At 36.4% G+C, this 18,279-nt stretch carries 19 protein-coding genes and 1 pseudogene; 1 reads left to right on the forward strand and 19 read right to left on the reverse strand.

Annotated features, from left to right (window positions below):
* Positions 1 to 99: 99 nt before the first annotated feature.
* The 8 genes from KJR31_RS02835 to KJR31_RS02870 all read right to left on the reverse strand — a co-directional run bounded on the left by KJR31_RS02835 (position 100) and on the right by KJR31_RS02870 (position 7,250).
* The gene (locus tag KJR31_RS02835) at positions 100 to 1,011 is read right to left on the reverse strand and encodes a bifunctional riboflavin kinase/FAD synthetase (RefSeq protein ID WP_214261981.1); all 912 of its coding nucleotides are present in this window, start codon (positions 1,009 to 1,011) and stop codon (positions 100 to 102) included.
* 55 nt (positions 1,012 to 1,066) lie between these two features.
* Positions 1,067 to 2,002, reverse strand: a complete 936-nt coding sequence (locus KJR31_RS02840; protein ID WP_214261982.1) for a dihydroorotate dehydrogenase — start codon at positions 2,000 to 2,002, stop codon at positions 1,067 to 1,069.
* An 11-nt stretch (positions 2,003 to 2,013) separates the two neighbouring features.
* Positions 2,014 to 2,814 (reverse strand): dihydroorotate dehydrogenase electron transfer subunit, encoded by an 801-nt coding sequence (locus KJR31_RS02845; protein ID WP_214261983.1) that lies wholly within the window; start codon positions 2,812 to 2,814, stop codon positions 2,014 to 2,016.
* Positions 2,815 to 3,063: 249 nt separating this feature from the next.
* Entirely contained in the window at positions 3,064 to 3,753 is a 690-nt protein-coding gene (locus tag KJR31_RS02850; protein ID WP_214261984.1) for a sugar phosphate nucleotidyltransferase, read from the reverse strand.
* A 12-nt stretch (positions 3,754 to 3,765) separates the two neighbouring features.
* A complete protein-coding gene (locus KJR31_RS02855; RefSeq protein ID WP_214261985.1) occupies positions 3,766 to 4,644 on the reverse strand; it encodes a DMT family transporter in 879 nt (292 codons plus the stop codon).
* Complete coding sequence (locus KJR31_RS02860; protein ID WP_214261986.1) at positions 4,634 to 5,503, reverse strand: choline/ethanolamine kinase family protein; 870 nt, start codon at positions 5,501 to 5,503, stop codon at positions 4,634 to 4,636. Before KJR31_RS02860 ends, KJR31_RS02855 begins: the two co-directional genes overlap by 11 nt.
* A 12-nt stretch (positions 5,504 to 5,515) precedes the next feature.
* Positions 5,516 to 6,538: a ribitol-5-phosphate dehydrogenase gene (locus tag KJR31_RS02865; protein WP_214261987.1), complete on the reverse strand. Its 1,023-nt coding sequence runs from the start codon at positions 6,536 to 6,538 to the stop codon at positions 5,516 to 5,518.
* 4 nt (positions 6,539 to 6,542) lie between these two features.
* Positions 6,543 to 7,250, reverse strand: coding sequence for an IspD/TarI family cytidylyltransferase (locus KJR31_RS02870; RefSeq protein ID WP_214261988.1), 708 nt, complete (start codon positions 7,248 to 7,250; stop codon positions 6,543 to 6,545).
* Between the two features lie 311 nt (positions 7,251 to 7,561).
* Here KJR31_RS02870 and KJR31_RS02875 point away from each other — a divergent pair, with 311 nt between their 5' ends.
* Entirely contained in the window at positions 7,562 to 7,861 is a 300-nt protein-coding gene (locus KJR31_RS02875) for a YbaB/EbfC family nucleoid-associated protein (protein WP_142557396.1), read from the forward strand.
* A 43-nt stretch (positions 7,862 to 7,904) separates the two neighbouring features.
* On the opposite strand, the gene KJR31_RS02880 is transcribed toward KJR31_RS02875, so the two are convergent.
* The 11 genes and pseudogenes from KJR31_RS02880 to KJR31_RS02930 all read right to left on the reverse strand — a co-directional run.
* Complete coding sequence (locus KJR31_RS02880) at positions 7,905 to 9,668, reverse strand: glycerophosphoryl diester phosphodiesterase membrane domain-containing protein (RefSeq protein WP_214261989.1); 1,764 nt, start codon at positions 9,666 to 9,668, stop codon at positions 7,905 to 7,907.
* Between the two features lie 8 nt (positions 9,669 to 9,676).
* Positions 9,677 to 10,267 (reverse strand): 3'-5' exonuclease, encoded by a 591-nt coding sequence (locus KJR31_RS02885; protein ID WP_214261990.1) that lies wholly within the window; start codon positions 10,265 to 10,267, stop codon positions 9,677 to 9,679.
* Positions 10,268 to 10,335: 68 nt separating this feature from the next.
* On the reverse strand, positions 10,336 to 10,827 hold the full coding sequence (locus KJR31_RS02890; protein WP_004252719.1) for a DUF536 domain-containing protein: 492 nt from the start codon (positions 10,825 to 10,827) through the stop codon (positions 10,336 to 10,338).
* Between the two features lie 106 nt (positions 10,828 to 10,933).
* The gene (gene truB, locus KJR31_RS02895; RefSeq protein ID WP_214261991.1) at positions 10,934 to 11,812 is read right to left on the reverse strand and encodes a tRNA pseudouridine(55) synthase TruB; all 879 of its coding nucleotides are present in this window, start codon (positions 11,810 to 11,812) and stop codon (positions 10,934 to 10,936) included.
* A gap of 73 nt (positions 11,813 to 11,885) precedes the next feature.
* Positions 11,886 to 12,686, reverse strand: a complete 801-nt coding sequence (locus KJR31_RS02900) for a hypothetical protein (protein ID WP_214261992.1) — start codon at positions 12,684 to 12,686, stop codon at positions 11,886 to 11,888.
* Positions 12,687 to 12,697: 11 nt separating this feature from the next.
* Entirely contained in the window at positions 12,698 to 13,540 is an 843-nt protein-coding gene (locus tag KJR31_RS02905; RefSeq protein ID WP_214261993.1) for a hypothetical protein, read from the reverse strand.
* Positions 13,541 to 14,169: 629 nt separating this feature from the next.
* On the reverse strand, positions 14,170 to 14,973 hold the full coding sequence (locus KJR31_RS02910; RefSeq protein WP_214261994.1) for an alpha/beta fold hydrolase: 804 nt from the start codon (positions 14,971 to 14,973) through the stop codon (positions 14,170 to 14,172).
* A 31-nt stretch (positions 14,974 to 15,004) separates the two neighbouring features.
* Complete coding sequence (locus tag KJR31_RS02915) at positions 15,005 to 15,448, reverse strand: GNAT family N-acetyltransferase (RefSeq protein ID WP_214261995.1); 444 nt, start codon at positions 15,446 to 15,448, stop codon at positions 15,005 to 15,007.
* Between the two features lie 9 nt (positions 15,449 to 15,457).
* Positions 15,458 to 16,732, reverse strand: a complete 1,275-nt coding sequence (locus tag KJR31_RS02920; RefSeq protein ID WP_214261996.1) for a DUF2130 domain-containing protein — start codon at positions 16,730 to 16,732, stop codon at positions 15,458 to 15,460.
* Between the two features lie 80 nt (positions 16,733 to 16,812).
* Positions 16,813 to 17,610, reverse strand: a complete 798-nt coding sequence (locus KJR31_RS02925; RefSeq protein ID WP_006151731.1) for a formate/nitrite transporter family protein — start codon at positions 17,608 to 17,610, stop codon at positions 16,813 to 16,815.
* 254 nt (positions 17,611 to 17,864) lie between these two features.
* Positions 17,865 to 18,116, reverse strand: a pseudogene (locus tag KJR31_RS02930) (formate/nitrite transporter family protein); the annotation flags it as partial.
* Positions 18,117 to 18,279: the final 163 nt, after the last annotated feature.

The following is an 18,279-nucleotide window of genomic DNA, read 5'->3' on the forward strand; positions in this document are numbered from 1 at the left end:
AGAATTATACCAGACTTAAGTATATATCTCATCTCTGATCCTTGTTTTTCTAAGATTTTAACAAAATAAAAAGCTCGAATTTTCATTCGAACTTCATTTTTATTTTCTTGCAGCTTTTTCATCTTCTTCAAGCTGTTTTACCAGTTGTTCAACACTATCAAATTTTACCATATCTCGAATTCGATCTAACCAATAGACAGTCACTGTTTCTCCATAAATATCTTCGTTAAAATCAAAGATATTGACTTCAAAACGTTCTTCTTCTCCATCAAAGGTTACGTTTTTACCGACACTTGCCATTCCTCGATAGAGTTTTCTCTTAATTTCGATATCAACAGTATAAACACCGTCTGCCGGCATATAAGTACGGTCCAAAAGAACCAGATTGGCAGTGGGATATCCAATTGTCCGTCCACGGGCATTCCCATGTACAACAATTCCTTTTGTCGGAAGAGGACTTCCTAGCAACTGTCCTGCTTCTTTCACATCCCCTTCAAGGATTGCTTGTCGAATACGAGTAGAGCTAATCTTCCCTTTTTCATCTTCAACAGCAGGAACGACAATTACCTCTCCATCAAAGATTTCTTTTAAATCTTCTGCTGATTTTCTATCAGAACCTAAACTATAGTCAAATCCCACTACAATTGTATCTGCTTTAGCTTCTTTAACAAAGGTATCTACGAACTCTTGAGCTGTCATATTTGCAATACGACTTGAGAAATCCATCAGATAGAGATTTTCTACTCCAGCTCTCTTAAGCTTACGTTCACGCTCTTCAGCATTTAGAATATGAAGAAGGTTCTCTGGCGAATAAGAATTTAAGGTTAATTTTGGTGATTCATGGAAAGTGATTAAGGCAACACTCAATCTTTTTTTAGCAGCTATTTCCCCAGCAATGCTAAATAATTTTTGATGTCCTAGGTGAATACCGTCAAAATATCCCAATACAAGGACGGTTGGACCTGGTGTTGCAATGTCTTTTTCAGTTTTTATAGGTATTGTTACAATCATAGTCATATTATACCAAAAAGAAGAAGGCATTCAAAATATTACGAATTTAAAAAGACTATAGGCTACTTTTAACTTCTTTTCTCAATTGCTCCAGAGTTTCGATGTGATATTTGTCCATGACTTTTGGTAAGTTTTCGATGATATCAGGACAGGCGTAAGGATTGGTAAAGTTTGCTGTACCGACTCCAATTGCTGAGGCACCCGCCAAATACATTTCTAATGCAGCTTCAGCAGAATCTACGCCCCCCATACCAATGATTGGAAGATTCGTTGTTTGAGCGACTTGACGGATAAGTTTAAGAGCTACCGGAAAGACTGCAGGCCCAGACATACCTCCTGTCTCATTTGCGATAATCGGCTTTCTAGTTTTAAGGTCAAAGCGCATACCAACAAGAGTATTGATCATCGTAAGACCACTAGCTCCTGCGTCCTCTACTGCTTTTGCGATGGTCACAATATCAGTTACACTTGGTGTCAATTTAACGTAAACTGGCACATCTGATGCACCTACGGCTGCTTTTACCACATCATAGGCCAAATCCGGATCTTGACCAATTAATAGGCCGTGATTTCCATGGTCGACATTTGGACAAGAGATATTGAGCTCAATGGCTTTCACGTTTCTTGCCTTGGAGATACCACTAGAAACTGCTGCGTATTCTTGTTTCGAGAATCCTGCTACATTGGCGATTATAGGGAGATTGGGATACTCTTTTTCTAGCCAAGGTAACTTTTCAGAGAGAACGACATCTAAACCAGGATTTTGTAGACCAATGGCATTCAGCATACCAGCAGGTGTTTCTGCCACTCGTGGAGTAGGATTCCCAAAGCGTGGTTCAAGTGTTGTAGCCTTTATCATGATAGATCCTAACAGGTCTAAATCATAGTATTTGGCATACTCTTGTCCGAAACCAAAACAGCCCGATGCGGGAATGATAGGATTCTTTAGTTCTAAGCCTGGTAGAGAAACTTGTAATCGATTTGTTGTCATGTAGACTCTCCTTATAAAACAACTGTTCCTGTTTTAAAGACAGGTCCATCTTCACATACACGTTGGCTAACTGTCTCGCTATCTGGAACTTTCAAGACACAAGCGTAACAAGCTCCTATACCACAGGCCATACGAGATTCTAGAGATAGATAAGCTCTTGGATGGTCGTAAAATGTTTGATTGATGTATTTCATCATGCCTGGCGCTCCGCATGAATAAATGGCATCAAATTCAGTGTCACATTTGTTAATCACTACAGAAACATTTCCTTTAATCCCATAGGTTCCGTCGTCGGTTGTTACAAAGACTTGACTATATTGAGCTAACTCATCTTCCAAAATAACAGCATTTTTTGAAGCAAATCCTAGAACAGTTGTAATTTCTACGCCTCTCTCATAAAGTTGTTTAGCTACTTCAAGTAAAGGAGGCACTCCGATTCCTCCACCAACAAGAAGAACTTTACTATGCTTGTCTAGTTCAGATAGATCAAAGCCATTTCCTTGAGGGCCCATGACATCTAAACTATCACCTTGTTTCAATGTTGAAAAGATTGCTGTACCAGAACCTTCGATGCGATAAATAAGATGACATTGTTTCTTAAGCTTATCTATAGATGAGATTGAAATTGGACGGCGCAAGAGATGGGCATCATCAGGTACACGCAAATGAAGAAATTGACCAGCTTTCATAGCTTCAACCATTTCGCCTTCAAGAACGAGCTCAAAGATCGCTGGCGCAATTTCCTCTTGAGATATTACTTTCATATTCTCCAAGCGAATAGCTCCCATCCGCTTTTTACAATTTGGATTCATAACTTTTCCTCCTTAAATTTTAAGGGGATCAGATAAAGAAAAAACCTTGCAATTGCAAGGTTTCAGTTAAGATATTCACACAAAAGTAGCAAATAAGCACTTGCTTACCTGCTTCTATCGTAGTTTCTTTTCTCTGACACCTTGTGAGTCTCTCTGGACTTCCCTTAAAGGTTAAATTTTCACTAGTATACTGCATCAAGCCTAAAAAGTCAAGTAAAAATAGGTCAGGTATCAGTTCATAAAAACTGCTTATTTTTGTGAAGAGAGAATTTTCTCCAATTTTTGATAATCTTTGACACTATCAATTTCGTAGATAGAATTTTCTTCCAACTCTTCTACATATACATCTAGTTCTTTGATATTATCTTTGACCATGTTGTCCCAATAGAGGTCCACAAACTCACCACTTGCATAGGCTTCATCGATAAAACCAACAATTTTCTCAGCTGTTGGAGCATCCCAGAATGATACACCACTCAAGATGCGTCCATTTTTGCTATCTACAATGATATCTTGAACTTTGTAATCATCTCCGTAAACTAGTAACCACTCATTATCACAATCCTCACGATAAACGCTGAAATAAGTTGAACGCTCGATATCATTACGGAACATATTTTTGAAAAGATAGTTATCCGCATCGATAACATAGCTGTTGGCCAACTCTTCTTTTACCAGGTAGAGAGAATAAAAGTTATTGTAATCAGCATACTTATCATTGAAGACCAAACGAACACCGTATTTTTCTTTAAGGTAGTCGAATTGTTCTTTCAAATAACCTACAACGATAATAATATCATCAATTCCACGTTCTTTTAAAAATTCAATTTGATATTCAACCAAAGGTTTTTGGTTGACTTTAACCAAGGCTTTGGGAGTATTTTCTGTCATAGGTCTCAAACGAGTTCCCAATCCCGCTGCTAAGATAATCGCTTTCACGCGTTTTCTCCTTTATTCTTTAATAATAATATAAACACCAGCCATTACGATAAGTGAAGTAATGATGGTCAGTAAATTAAGGGGTTGCCCCAAGAAAATTGCTGCAAACAAAACAGTCCATACTACATAACTCACATTCAGACCTGTTGCCTTTGCAGGCTGCAATCGATTAATAGCAATATAGTAGGCTAGATAAGAAATCATATTACATGCTGCAAAGACAATCATAAGTCCCAACAATTGTCCGTTTGCCACTTCTGCAAATGAATGATGCGAGAAGAGAACGATAACAAGATAGGACAGGAAGGAAGTTACTTGTCGAATCAAGAGGGCTTCGAGTTCACTAAGATCACTTTCCATAGCAAATGAGCTTAGAACACTTTCACTCCCCCAAGCAAGCGCACAAATCAAGGCACAAAGAATTCCGATATAGAAGGAATTGACTTGTTCAACCTTGTAGGTTTGAGCAATAATTCCTGCAATGATTAACAAAATTCCAAATACTGTATTCTTAGAAACCTTATGCTTTAGAATAAAGAAGGCAAGAAGGACAGAAACTGCAGGATAAATCGCTGAAACAGACGAAGCTAAGGAACTACCAATGTATTTGACAGCATAGAGGTTAGCCTGCATACCAATCGGCCCAGCTAATAGTGCTCCAACGATAACACTGACATTTCGAATGTTTAAGAAAATTGAAAAGCGAACTTTTCCTTCTTTAACGAGTAGATATCCTAGCAAGATAAAAATACTCAGGAAATCGTGTGCAGCTGCTACTACAAAAGGCGAAAGATCTGTGAAGATTGAAAAAATATAGGCACTAATGGTTAATCCTAATCCCCAGAATACACCTGAAAGTAAACCAAAAGAAACTCCATTTTTAGTTTTCATGAGAACCTCCCTTAAAATCCAATTCTTTTACTGCTCGATTGTAACGAGAGATTCCATAATCTCCAAAGTCTGCACCATTTTCTTCTTTGTAAATAGTCCAAAGGCTCCAAATAATATCTTGCAAAATTTTATAAATTCGAATTTTCTGTCTCGAAACAGGAGTCTTTTCACTCTCGTAATGAGCCAAAAAGTTTTCCTCTTCTTCTGGAGTGAATTCAGACTCTAGAAAGAGTGCCGCAAGGTCCCACATAGGATCGTTCATGGATGAATATTCCCAATCAATCAGATAAAGATGTCCGTCTGGTCCTTCAATAAAGTTTTCTGGAACCAAATCAATATGACATGATTTCTTCTCAATACCAATTTCTTCAAGCTCATTTTTTAAAGAAAGAACTGATTTTCTGACAGCTTCATAGTTTGGATAGTAAATCTCTCCTTGAATCAAGGATTCATATTTTTTGATTTCCTCAAAAGGAGCAAACTCTCCTTTTAATTCTTTACCAGATGCATGAATCGTTTGTAGAATGGGAGCAATTTTCTCAAATCTAGTTTTAATGGTATCTAAATTAAGTGTTTCAGCATTTTCAATGTATTGATTAACTTTGATACCAGCTTCAATATCAAAAAGATAATTCTCTACATCTAATTTCAAATCTTTCAACAATTCAAGATTGAACTTTTCATTCTGGCGGTCGATTAATTTATCCGTACCTTTACCGAAAAACTTAACGATATACTGGTTTGAGGATGTTTGAACCAAATAGTTTTGATTGGTCATCCCACCCAACTGTTCAACGCTATGAATTTCTTCATCACCTGATAATAAAGAGGCGATCTTTTCTTTAACAATTTCCTTCACAATTATCCCTCATTAGACTTCCCACTTAAATACTGTCTTGAAGGCAGTATTAAGGTCTGTTGCAAAAACTCGATGAATATCCTTAATCTCTCTTACTGGTTCTTCAAGATAGATGATATTCTTCAAACGATTGGCAAACTTCTTAATCTCCATCATATGGATGGCATTTTCAAAGTCAAGTCGCCCAGAACGAGAAGAGCCGACTAGTAGTAAACCTTTTTCCAATGAATCACGAGTGTTGATATTAACCTTATACTCGCTAACCCCCATCATCAGAATGGTACCTTGTGGTTTGATGTAACGAATTAAGTCATTAATAGCAGGTCCACATCCATCACCACCACAGCATTCGAAACCATGGTCAAAACTAAGGTCCTCTGGGATGCTATCCGTAATATAGAGCTCCTTAGCAAATGAAAAGAGTTCCAATTTCTCCCAGTGGCGGCCAATGACAATAATTTCAGCTTCAGGCAAGGTGTAGTTGATAATATTAGCCACGACAAAAGCTAAACTTCCATCACCAATAACTGCAATTCGTTGACGTCTACTGTGAGAAACTGTCATGAAACGATTCATAGCGTGCATACCCACGCTGACAAACTCTGTTATGGCAGCAACTGTATCTTCGATGTCCTCGTAGGCAACCACACGATCCTTAGGGAGAGAAACAAATTCTCGCATGAATCCATCGTAGCCACTTGATAAGAAATATGTTCCAGTCATGTAATTTTCGTAGAATTCCTCATCACTTTGCATAGGTGGTTGATTTGGAATCATCACAACCTTCTGACCAACTTTGTAGGTACCGGTTGGATCAGAAATAACTGTACCACAAGACTCATGAATCATAGCCATTGGTAGTTTTTTCGCTAAAATTTTGGGATCGCGTTTACCTTGGTAGTAACGTTGATCCGCGTGACAAACCGCCATATAATTTGGTCGAATGAGAATATGATTCTCTTGGTCAATCTCTTCTTCCTGATATTTGATATTAATAAACTTTGGTTTTGTCAGTTGATAAATTTGATTAATCATGTCTCTAGTCTTTCTCAATCATGCTTTTAGCAATCTTCAAGTCTGTTACTGTTGTAATTTTAAGATTTGAGTATTCACCTTTTGCTAAGGCTACATCTTTACCTTTAATGACAAAGATTTTACATGCATCTGTCAAAATTTCTTTTTCTTCTGCTGATAAAGAACCATAAAGATCTATAAAGTCCTTACAACGGAAGGTTTGAGGAGTTTGCCCTTGATAGAGATGCGCACGATTTGGAATATCTGTGATAAATTGTCCATTTGTACTTTCAACAATGGTATCCACAGCTTCAACTACAGTATCAACAGCATCATGATTTTGTGCAAGAGCAATGTTATCTTGAATCATTCGAAGTGTGATAAAGGGGCGAACTGAATCATGAGTGACCACGATATCATCTTTCGTGATTGGACGGTAAGCATCAATAGCTTCGATAATCTTTTCAATACTAGAATTACGATCAGCTCCACCTTTTGTGATGACGATACGGTCCTTATGGAGCGGTAGGAATTTTTCAACTAAATCCTCTGCGTGTGTCACCCAGTCTCCGTGAACTCCAACTACAATCTTTTCGATACTTGGCTCTAAGACAAATTTTTCAATTGTATGGATTAGGATTGGGCGATCGCCCAACTCAAGAAATTGTTTGGGTAGATTACTAATACCCATGCGCGTGCCGGTTCCACCTGCTAAAATTCCAGCGTAAATCATATCGATTCTCCTTTGGTTTGTTCTAAAAACTCATTCTTTACTATTATATCATAATCTAGCATTATCTTGAAAGAAATACTAGTTTTCTCTAGATAGTACTAATGACCCGAGCACTATATACTTACAGCGTTTAAGAAATGAACCCTTGCATTCTTAAGTCTCGATTAATATAGAGTTCTTCAGAATAGTATAGAAAGCTTAAAGAAACCTTAAACTAGTTACATATCTATCCTGAGATTTTAATTAGACTTTTCTAGTTAAAATTGTTAAAATAAGATGGAAAATAAAAGAAAAGGAAGCTAACTACCACCATGATGAATATGCAAAACATGATGCGTCAAGCTCAAAAACTTCAAAAGCAAATGGAGCAAAGTCAAGCTGAACTTGCGGCTACAGAATTTGTTGGAACTTCTGCTCAAAACCTTGTAACTGCTACCTTGACAGGTGATAAAAAAGTTGTAAAAATCGATTTTGATCCTGCGGTTGTGGATGCTGAGGATATTGAGACTCTATCAGATATGACCGTACAAGCACTCAATGCTGCACTTGAACAAATTGATGAAACTACTAAGAAAAAACTTGGTGCATTTGCAGGTAAGTTGCCATTTTAATCATAGAAAAAAGAGGCTGTTTGTCAGCCTCTTTTAATTTATGTTAATAAGCAAAGAATTCAGTTGCTTTCTTCAACAGTAAGTCGCTGTATTCAGGGTCTTCCTGAGCCGTTTGTAATTCTTCTTTTATTTTTTCCAAGTCGTCCGTAATCATCCCATCAACTCCCAAATGAAGGGACTTGTCGAAAGCCTCAGTTTCGTTAATCGTCCATACATAGAGTTTTTGCTCCGTATTCCATAATTTCGTTACAAAATATTCGTCCAAAGTAGAGTACTCCATTGTGTAACCAGTTGCCAACGTTCTAGGAAAAACAGAATTATAGGGAAGAATAAAGTAAACAGGAATATCCTTATCATACTCTCTTACTTTTTCAATAACCTTATAATCCAAGGATTGCATTTGATGACCATAAACCTTAATTTTTGCACCGTATTTTTCTAGAAAATGTTCCATCATCTGCGGGCTATCTTTGTGGCTGGTCTTAATTTCAATGAGTAGTTTCTGATGTAATTCATTTGCGCGAGTTAGATAATCATCGAAACTTGAAATCTTTGTATCATAACCGTTCTCATGAATGTCAATCTGCTTTAACTCTTCTAAGGTCAAATCTTGTGGTGTTTTATTGATACCAGCTAATCCTCTAAGATTCGCATCATGCATCATAACAAATTGTCCATCCTTAGTTTCCTGGATATCCATTTCTATTAAATCCGGTTTTAATTGAGCAGTTTTTTCCAAGGATTGGATTGTATTTTGTACACCATTGCCATTTGATACGCCACGATGTGAAATTACAAGTGGCGGATTGACTACAGGAGCTTCTAGATAATTATATCCTTCAATTGCAAAAAAAGTACTTGCACAGACCATCACACCCCATCTCATGATATGGTCCTTCTCCCGTCTTGGCATAATGTCAAGTTCTTCTCCTGTTAGAAAAGAAGAGAATTTAACAAGGAAATAGGTTAATGCCATATAATGAAAATTCTTGATGAGAACAAAGTTAATAATAGCAAGGAGTAGAGATTCTCTCTGAGTAAGGCTATCCACTATATACTGGATTGATAGTAAAGGGATGAGAGGAAGATAGAAGAATAGATTGGTTTTTACAATAATTAAGAATAAATGCCAGGCATAAAACCAAAAGAAATTCTTCGTTTTATCCAAACTATAAATAACCGCTTCCTTGACCGTCATCTTTTCATAAAAGACCTTGGGCAGAGTGAACATCAAGCGAACAGAAACATAAAAGAATAATAGTGATAAGCTAATAATGGCTACCCACCACATCCAGTATTTATCTTCCATATAGGTTTGAATAAACTCTGGTATTACGATTTTATTGAAATAATAAATCTTAAATATCTTCCTGATAAAAGGAAATAGCATTGCTACAAATAAAAAGATAAACAAAGCTTTTGAAATAGTCATCTTCTTCATAAAAGCAAGGCTTTCACGAAATACTTTTCGACTATATTCTATGAGAGTTCTCTTTTCGTGATAAAGTAGATGACGTGCTCCTATAAAGAGAAGGCTGAGTTGAAAATAGGCTACAAGCAGATTGATGGCTATTAAGATTACGAAGCCTAGACTGACTATAGGTGCGTTTTTTATAATAGCAAAAATATTGTTGTAGGATATAAACAAATATCCTGTTTGACTCAATAAAAATCCAGCTATCACTGAGTTTAGTGGCATCCAGATATAGTCAACCAACATAAAAATTAAAAAGAATAGAAAGAGGATTTTATCTAGATTTAGGTAAATCTTTTTAAAACCCAATTTTTTTGGTTTTTCAGGTTTCATAAGAACTCCTAATCAAACAGCTGAGATAAATCTAAACCACCAAATGGATTCGAATTGAGGCTACTCTGAGAATTTAGTAAAAGTCTACTCTCATCTGACTCCAAAAATGCTTCATAAACACGGGCAGTCATTCGAGCATCTTCCAGACTATTATGAGATTGCCCTTTAAAACCCAGAAAACTAGCAACGGTTTGTAATTTAAGATTAGCGATTCCGTGGAGATCGGTGCTACGTCTCTCTAGCGCTTCGTTATAGACATCAACTAGATATTGCTGACTATAGTCAAATCCATGCTCTAGTAGAATCGGTAAATCACTTTTTGCTGCATTATAGCCAATGAGAGGCAAGTTACCAACGAAATCTTGAAATTGTTGCAGGACTTCTTCTACCTTTGGTGCGCCTTTCAGAGTCTCGGAAGTAATCCCCGTCAAGCCATTGATAAAACTCTTCAAAGGAACATCCGTGTATACATAAGAATCAAATGCTCCTACTTCTTCACCTTCTTTAAAATGTACCGCTGATACTTGAATCAAATGAGTTTTATCCTGGTGTTTATTGAATTCTAAATCGAATGAGATATACTCTCTTAATGTTTCCATCTTATCATTCCTTATTGATTTGTAAAAAGAAACCACCTGGCTAATCTTAAAAACCAAGCAGTTTTTTCTTATTTTCCAAATAAGCGAGCAAAGAAGCCTTTCTTCGATGCCTGAACTTCTTGCTTAGCTTGATCCAACTCCAACTGGAGTGTTTCTTGATCCTTCATAGCTTGAAGGGTTAACTGTTGTTGTTGGTCCAATTGCTTATCTTTTTCAGCGATTTGGCGGTCTTTTACACGCATCTGTTCATCTTTTTCAGCAAGTTGCTTATCTTTAGCTTTCAATTGCTCATAAAGACGAATGATTTCAGCGTTCTTTTCATCAACAAGAATCTCCATGAGCTCTCGTTGCTTCACTTCATCACTAACTGGTTCATCTTCAAAGATGGTCTTTTTGTAGATTTCTTCAAGTTTGATCAATCCACTACGAGTAACAACAGTAACACCTTTGTCGTTTTTTGTAATATCTTCTTCAGGTAATTCTTTGACACGATTATTGATTGCTTGTCGGGATAGACCCAAGACTTCAGCAATCTCACTGACAGTCATTTCAATACTCATAATATCCTCTATTTTTCTCTAGCTTTTCTTAAATTAAATCTTATCATAAGTAAGCTAAACTGTCAAATAACACTGTGTTTTCAATGGTTTTTTAAGCTATAAAATTTTAAGAGAAAACCTTTCTTGGTTTATAGAGATTTTCACGTTTCTCCAATATAGCAAGTAGTTTCTCACCTTCAAAGGCTGCGACTTCTTTCTCGCTATGCTCTAACTCAATAAAACGACCAAAACGGACTTCCTCTGCCTGCTGTGGAGTAAGATAAACCTTAACTAAATCCCCTGTCCCAATCTCAATCGGATGTAGAAAATCGAGTTGTCCTGCCTCTACTTTTTCGGAAATTTCTTCTAAAGTCAGGGCGTCCTCGAGTTGCAAACCTGCAGCACTGGTACGTGTTAATTGAGACATATGGGCCGCATAACCAAGTTTTACTCCAAGGTCAACAGACAAAGTACGGATATAAGTTCCCTTACTGCATTTCACACGAAAGGTAAATCGCGCAAGTCTATCCTCATAAGAAATGGGACTCGTTCTTTCAAAATTATAAATCGTTACCTGACGCTCTGGACGTTCGACCTCCTGACCAGCACGCGCATACTCATAGAGCTTGCGACCATTGACCTTGACAGCTGAGTACATAGGAGGAATCTGAGTAATAGGTCCAGTCAGACTGGCAATGGCTTCATCAACAACTTTTTCATCCAAGGGTGACAAAACAGGTGACTCTGCAATGATTTCCCCACTAGCATCCTCGGTTGTTGTAGAATAGCCGAGAGTGATCTCCCCCTCATAAATCTTACCCTCATCTTGCATAAACTCGACCATGCGTGTCGCCTTTCCAACTGCAATGGGTAAAACACCCACCACATCCGGATCTAAGGTACCACCATGGCCAATCTTCTTGGTACCTAAGATTTTTCGCAGTTTAAAGACCACATCATGCGAAGTCATCCCTGCTTCTTTCTTTAAGTTGATAATACCGTTCATTTTTGCTTTCTAATTTCCTTTTCACTTTATATCAACATACTCTATCTTAGACAGATTTTAAAACTATATCAGCTCATCCTTCTAAATATTTCTTCGCTTCCTGAACATAAAAGAGTTCTGGATTTTCATGGGCGATACTTTCAAACAAATTACGGGCACGATCCTCATCTCCTTTTAGCTGAGCATTGAGAGCTCCGTAATAAGAAAACATGATTCGAGCTAACTTATTTTCTGGTTCGGCAGTGTCGAAGTAGTCGTTCACTTCTTGATTAAACACGATATCTTTTATGGCTTGAGTTTGGGCGACTAGTTTAGCCTTACCATCTTTCGAATCTGGCGCCTTGGACAACTGTTCCTCAAAGAGAGCAATATCTTGTGAATCTTGAAGATGGATGGAAACCAACAATTGACAATAAGTTAATCTTAGGAACATGTCTGTACTAAATCTCTTCCAAACTTTTTTTAAATTAATTTTTTCAAAATTTTCTTTCGCAGCTTGAAAATCTCCTTTCAAATAAGTCACTTGTCCCTTAACAAAATGGAAATTTTCTTGGTACGTTGCTCTATAGGGCTTAATAGATTTTTCAGATTGAACCCTAAACATGTCTTCATAGAGTTTAAGATTAATAGCATCGTTTAACATTAGATAAGCAACTTTGCTAGATATAAATCTTAAATAAAATACAAAGACGAGAGCGAAAAAGTCAATAACTAATAATATGAGTCCCAATATTTTCAAATTACTTTGAAATACTAAAAATACTGCCATCACATCAACAGCCAAGACTAAAAATAAGCAAATTAGAATAGCCCTATCAAGTTGTAGAAGAGTGTTTTCTGTCGCCCTACTTACTTTTTTTTCTACTAATTTCATATATTACTCTCTTATTCCTCTGCTCCTAAATATTTCTGCGCTTCCTGAACATAAAATAGTTCTGGATTTTCATGGGCGATACTTTCAAACAAACTGCGAGTACGAGCTTCATCTCCTTTTAGCTGAGCATTGAGAGCCCCGTAATAAGAGAACATGATTCGGGCTAATTTATTTTCTGGTTCAGCAGTGTCGAAGTAGTCGTTTGGACTCTTCTTTTTAATAATATCCCTAATAGCTTCTATTGTATTTAAAGCATCCCTTAACCTACTACTTTGAGAATTCGTCCTCGTATATAAATGAGCTAAAACTTCAATCTGGTTTGAAACATCTTCTGTTCTATTAGAGTGAATTAGAGAAAGAATACTAAAGTAAATTTTAGATATTTGAATCTCAAATTTCTTATTAAAATTCATATTCTCAAGACTGATGCACTCTAAATTATCAAGTGTTTCTTTAAATTTCCCTTGGTAGAAAAAAACTTGAGAAACAGCTATTAAATAGTTTACATTATTGAACAGTTGTTGCCCCTTTAAAGAGCGATCAGCGATATATTTATAATAATTTACATATTTCTCAAAGTTAATATCGTTTAAAAGGAAATTTGCTACAGCTTTTTGAACTAATTTATTATTCAGTAAGATTAATGTTTCAAAAGTAAAACATAGAATGGTCCAAAAAAGGAATTTTATAAAGTCTAAATCTCCACCCTTAAATAATTCTAGAAGCATGCCTATAAACGATAAACAAACTATAGGAATTAAGTAACCGTAAACCTTTTTGGTATGTTTATATAACTTAGGAATTTCAAATTCAGAAATTTTTAAAATATAATTATTGACTATTCTTTTCATCATCATCCTCAATCGTAGAATCTAAACATAGAAATGCGCTTATTAATACTGGTGTAGCTTTTGAAACTAAAATTTTACATCTTTATTTGCAAATATTTTAATCAAGCTTTTCAATTTTATAAAAATCCTCCAAATAAAATTGTTTACTAGATTCTCTAAGTAAAAAATTTTCAAAATCATCTTCATCTTCAACTATTGTATACATTCCGTTGTTAACGATAAAATAGTCATTATTGATCTTGTAGTGTCCATCAGAAAGTCCTGAAAATCAATGTCTTCTAACTTCAATGTGTCACTTTCACTAAGTGTTAAACGTAAACGAAGGGCTCCCACTTTCATATAGTCTTTAAGAGAAATTGCTGCATATCCTCCAAATGCTTGTTTTTCTGGACTAGATGACTTTTGATTTTGAACTGCTTTTTCTTTAATAAAAGAAGTGATTCTAAATGAACGTGATATTTGAAAACCTGGGCTAGCTAATGGCTGATCTTCAGCATCAAATACAGATAAATCATAGCCTTTCTTTTTAATAGCATCTTCTACTACAGTCCTAAAATCTTACGTAATTTAAAAACCGCATCATGCAAGGTCATACCTGCTTCTTTTTTTAAGTTGATAATACCGTTCATTTATTAACTTTCTAAAAATACTAAAACTCTATTTTGGAAATTCTTATTCTGCTCATAAAGTGCATGCCCACATTCTGGTAAAATGGTGAGTTGGCTATCTTTGATATGTTGATGCAATTCAAGCGAAGCTTCAACGCCTAGAACATCATCTTTTTCTGCTCCAATAATGAGTGTAGGACAGCTGATTCTTTCCAAAACAACCAGACTATCATGTTTTAAGCAAGATACAGCCTGAATAGAAATACGTTGTTTATCTTTAATGCGACCAAAGATTCCCATAACATTATAAAGTAATCGCCACTTTTGATAGCTCTTTTGCGTGTAGGAGTGCTTTGCAATATCCAGCATGAGATGCTTAAAATTTCCAGATTGACTGAGTTTTTGCCAATGCTCAATTCGTTCTCTAGCAAGTTGACTAGGTTTTGCTGTTGTCACAGCCAAAACTAGCTTTTCAACCTTTTCTGGAAAATCTACAGCTACCCATTGAGCAATCATTCCACCTTGCGAAATCCCCATAACATAGGCACTGGTAATATTCAATACCTCCATTGCTTCTGCAACATCTGCTACCATATCCCTTGTGCTATAACCCCTCCTCAACTCATTGATTCGAGAAAAAACATAAATTTTGTAACGTTCAGCAAGTATACGGTATGTGATTGAAAAAGGCATAGCCATACCTTTAACTGTTTGTAGTCCATCGCCCAATCCTGGTATAATCACCAGAGGTTGATTTCCTTTACCAAAGGTCACATAATCCATGCTCTTATCATTAAAATATAAGGTTTTCCCTTTTGTTGAAGACATTACTTCGTTCCCTCTACTATTTTTTCAATATTTATTTATATTGAGTTTTTAAATGCAAGGCAAAGCCGGCAGTCACTTTTTCAAATCCAACTGCCTGATAAAACTGATGTGCAGCATTTCGTTCAGCGGTTAATCCACTATTTAGAGCCAGTGCCTCAACTCCTTCTTTTACCGCTTGTTTTTTCAATTCATCGATTAGCCTACTAGCAATTCCTTGTCGTCTTTTTTCTTTTGCAACTGACAAAGCTAAAATACGATAGTAAGATCCGTCTGCTTCAAAAAAGAAGAGCTTTGCATAACCTAAGAAACCTAAAATTTCTTCGTTTCTTTCAGCCAGAAGACAGCCATAATGCGGTTGAGAAAGAATCATTTCTAAACGTCGAGACAGCTTAGAAGCTGACGTTGGATAGCCCAAATCTTCGTATAAAGACAGTAGGGCTTCAGCATCTTTCATGGTTGCTTTTCGTATCTGCATAAGAGTCTCCTATTCCCCCTTCAAGGCTTCAAACTTAGCCTTCATGGTTGGATTTTTTCTGGTCAATTTTTTAACAGAAACATCATCCAGCTTGTTGTTGGCGAGGCGGAGTTGGTTCTCGGATGTGGTGAGGAATTTCTTGACCTCTTCCATTCGTTTGATGGCCTTGTCGATTTCATCAATAGCCTTGCCGAAGTTAACAGAAGCCGAATTGTAGTTCTTGGCAAAGGCAACCTTGAATGCATCTAGGTCTTCTTCAAAGTGGGTGATGTCGATATTTTGCTCACGGATAAGTGCTAGTTCTTGCTTGTATTTAAGAGTGTTAAGAGCCGCATTGCGTAAGAGACCAATCAACTGGATAAAGAACTGGGGACGGACCACATACATCTTCTCATACTCGTGGCTAACATCAACAATCCCTGTGTTAAAGTAGTCGTTATCTGCTTCAAGCATACTTACCAAAACAGCATATTCACAGTTTTTTTCTCGACGATCCTTGTCCAACTCCTTGTAGAAGTCAGCATTTTTGTGTTTCTTTTCGGTCCCATCTGCCTCATTTTTCATCTCAAACATGATGGAAATAAATTCTAGACCATTTTCATCAAAGTCACGAAAGATAAAGTCCCCTTTAGACCCACGAGCAGAAACCTTGTTGTCCTTTTCGAAATAAGCGTTTGGGAAGGCAAAGCTTCGAACCTTATTAAACTCACTCTCAGCATACTGCTCTAGACTTTCTCCTATGGCCTTAGTTGATTGTTGAGCTTTGAAATTTTTGTAGAACTCAACCTGCTCATTAGCCGCCTTGAGCTGTGCTTCATAGTTTTGTTTCACCGAAGCAAGAGAAAGCTCGTTTTCTTTTTCTTGTAAAAGGAGCTGATTTTTGACCTGGTCTCTTTCTTTCTCTAGATTAGACAGTGTCTTTTGCAGTTGGTTTTCATGCTCCAAGCGCAAGGTCACCAACTGATTCTCAAGTTGTTGAACTTCTTTTTCTTTCTCTAGCAGACTTTGGCTAGCGGTTTGCTCTACTTCCTTTTTCGCCAATTCTTTTTCAGTATCAAACTGTTGAATCTGGTTTTGTAACTGAGCAATTTCTTGGTCCTTCTTGGCTAACTTCTCTTGCTGCTCATTAAGGGCCTTTTGCTCAGCTAAAGCCAACTCTTGCCGAATTCGCTCATGAATTTCCTTGTCAAACTCAGCTGTTCGAACTTGAGAAATCAACTCTGCATATTGACTTTCATTTACTGTAAAAACTTCCCCACAATTTGGACATTTAATTTCGTTCATGATTTTCCTCAGTATTTAACATTACTACATTCATTATAGCATGGATAAACAAAAAGAAAAAGTTGGAATCAATCCAACTTTTAATCTACGTATGTATCTTCGTTCTTGTTTAAGAAGGCGTAAGGCAATCCAATCAGAAGTCCACCACCGATGAAGTTACCAATAAAGGTTACACCCCAGTGACGTAGGATATTTCCAATACCGAAGTTTGCAATAGAATCGGCAGCGACACTGAACTTAACAATAGCAAATGAAGCAAAGTTTGCGGCGATGTGTTCATTTGTTAAGAATACAAACATGTAAATAGCTGAAAGAACCAACCAAAGTTTGGCACCACCATCTTTAACTAAAACGAAAGAAAGAATGGCGATGTTTACAAAGACATTGGCCAAAATTGCTTCAAGCAAAACTAGTTCATTTGAACGGCCCAATTTCATTTCCACAACTCCAGAAATAAAACTATCATGGGTCAGGTTTGCATAAGCAGCTGAATGAGCGAATCCCCAACCAGCGATAAGCGCTCCGATTAAGTTAAAGAAAGTACAATATAGAAGAATTTCAGCTGTTTTTCTCCAGCTAATTTTTTTCAAAAAGCTACCAGCTGTCAAGAACATCATGTTTGATGTAACTAACTCAGCATTCAAGAACACGATATAAGCCAATCCCCAAGCGAAAACAAATGGGAAAAGGAAGCGTCCGCTACCTGGGACAATCTTATTAATCAAGTCAGCTCCAACTGCACCAGCTGCTGTACTGAAAGTTAAGAAAGCACCCGCAAACATTGAACGAATAGCATACTTGAATTTACTGTTTGAATAAAGACTTTCTTTCTTTTTACAAGCAAATTCAATTTTTGAAATAAATTCTGATGAGACCATATAAACTCCTAAAACTTTTATTTGTGAATATTATAACATAAAATCGAAATTATGGGAAGGCTTTCCTAAATCAATCACTAATAATTTTTAAAAATATCGGAATCGTTTACACCCTTGTAGTTTTAAGGTTTTACACTTCAAATATCTCTGAAAACAATTCCTGAACTTCTAGAGCCGTTTATTATAATTAATATATTTTTACTAAAATAAAAAGAGAGAAACCTAGCATTTCTCCCCACTTCTATTGATAAATTTTAGTCTACATAACTCTCTTCATTTTGATTTAAAAAGGCATATGGCAAACCAATCAAAAAACCACCACCAATTAAGTTAGCGATGAAGGTAACTCCCCAATGGCGTAGAATATTTGGAATATCAAAGTTAGCAATTTGATCAGAGACAATACTAAATTTAATAATACTAAAGGATGAAAAGTTAGCTGCAATGTGCTCGTTTGACAAGAAAACAAACATAGAGATTGCTGATAAGATAATCCACAGCTTAGCAAGGAAGTAACTAGCACTAGGAATGAATAACATATTTGAACTTGCTTTGATCAAAAAGACTTTCCTTCTTACGACAATTATAATCTATCTTCAAAACGAACTCTGAAGAACTCATAAAAACTCCTTAAAATATCTCTGTTAACATTATAACATGAAATACTTT

The sequence above is a fragment of the Streptococcus infantis genome, from assembly GCF_018499575.1.
Classification (GTDB): Bacteria; Bacillota; Bacilli; order Lactobacillales; family Streptococcaceae; genus Streptococcus; species Streptococcus infantis_K.

What these genes read in the sequence shown, in the direction of transcription:
- KJR31_RS02835 (WP_214261981.1), bottom strand. Translation starts at nt 1,011, where the DNA reads ATGATTGTAACAATACCTATAAAAACTGAAAAAGACATTGCAACACCA.
- KJR31_RS02840 (WP_214261982.1), bottom strand. Translation starts at nt 2,002, where the DNA reads ATGACAACAAATCGATTACAAGTTTCTCTACCAGGCTTAGAACTAAAG.
- KJR31_RS02845 (WP_214261983.1), bottom strand. Translation starts at nt 2,814, where the DNA reads ATGAATCCAAATTGTAAAAAGCGGATGGGAGCTATTCGCTTGGAGAAT.
- KJR31_RS02855 (WP_214261985.1), bottom strand. Translation starts at nt 4,644, where the DNA reads ATGAAAACTAAAAATGGAGTTTCTTTTGGTTTACTTTCAGGTGTATTC.
- KJR31_RS02865 (WP_214261987.1), bottom strand. Translation starts at nt 6,538, where the DNA reads ATGATTAATCAAATTTATCAACTGACAAAACCAAAGTTTATTAATATC.
- KJR31_RS02870 (WP_214261988.1), bottom strand. Translation starts at nt 7,250, where the DNA reads ATGATTTACGCTGGAATTTTAGCAGGTGGAACCGGCACGCGCATGGGT.
- KJR31_RS02875 (WP_142557396.1), top strand. Translation starts at nt 7,562, where the DNA reads ATGATGAATATGCAAAACATGATGCGTCAAGCTCAAAAACTTCAAAAG.
- KJR31_RS02880 (WP_214261989.1), bottom strand. Translation starts at nt 9,668, where the DNA reads ATGAAACCTGAAAAACCAAAAAAATTGGGTTTTAAAAAGATTTACCTA.
- KJR31_RS02885 (WP_214261990.1), bottom strand. Translation starts at nt 10,267, where the DNA reads ATGGAAACATTAAGAGAGTATATCTCATTCGATTTAGAATTCAATAAA.
- KJR31_RS02890 (WP_004252719.1), bottom strand. Translation starts at nt 10,827, where the DNA reads ATGAGTATTGAAATGACTGTCAGTGAGATTGCTGAAGTCTTGGGTCTA.
- truB (WP_214261991.1), bottom strand. Translation starts at nt 11,812, where the DNA reads ATGAACGGTATTATCAACTTAAAGAAAGAAGCAGGGATGACTTCGCAT.
- KJR31_RS02900 (WP_214261992.1), bottom strand. Translation starts at nt 12,686, where the DNA reads ATGAAATTAGTAGAAAAAAAAGTAAGTAGGGCGACAGAAAACACTCTT.
- KJR31_RS02905 (WP_214261993.1), bottom strand. Translation starts at nt 13,540, where the DNA reads ATGATGAAAAGAATAGTCAATAATTATATTTTAAAAATTTCTGAATTT.
- KJR31_RS02910 (WP_214261994.1), bottom strand. Translation starts at nt 14,973, where the DNA reads ATGTCTTCAACAAAAGGGAAAACCTTATATTTTAATGATAAGAGCATG.
- KJR31_RS02915 (WP_214261995.1), bottom strand. Translation starts at nt 15,448, where the DNA reads ATGCAGATACGAAAAGCAACCATGAAAGATGCTGAAGCCCTACTGTCT.
- KJR31_RS02920 (WP_214261996.1), bottom strand. Translation starts at nt 16,732, where the DNA reads ATGAACGAAATTAAATGTCCAAATTGTGGGGAAGTTTTTACAGTAAAT.
- KJR31_RS02925 (WP_006151731.1), bottom strand. Translation starts at nt 17,610, where the DNA reads ATGGTCTCATCAGAATTTATTTCAAAAATTGAATTTGCTTGTAAAAAG.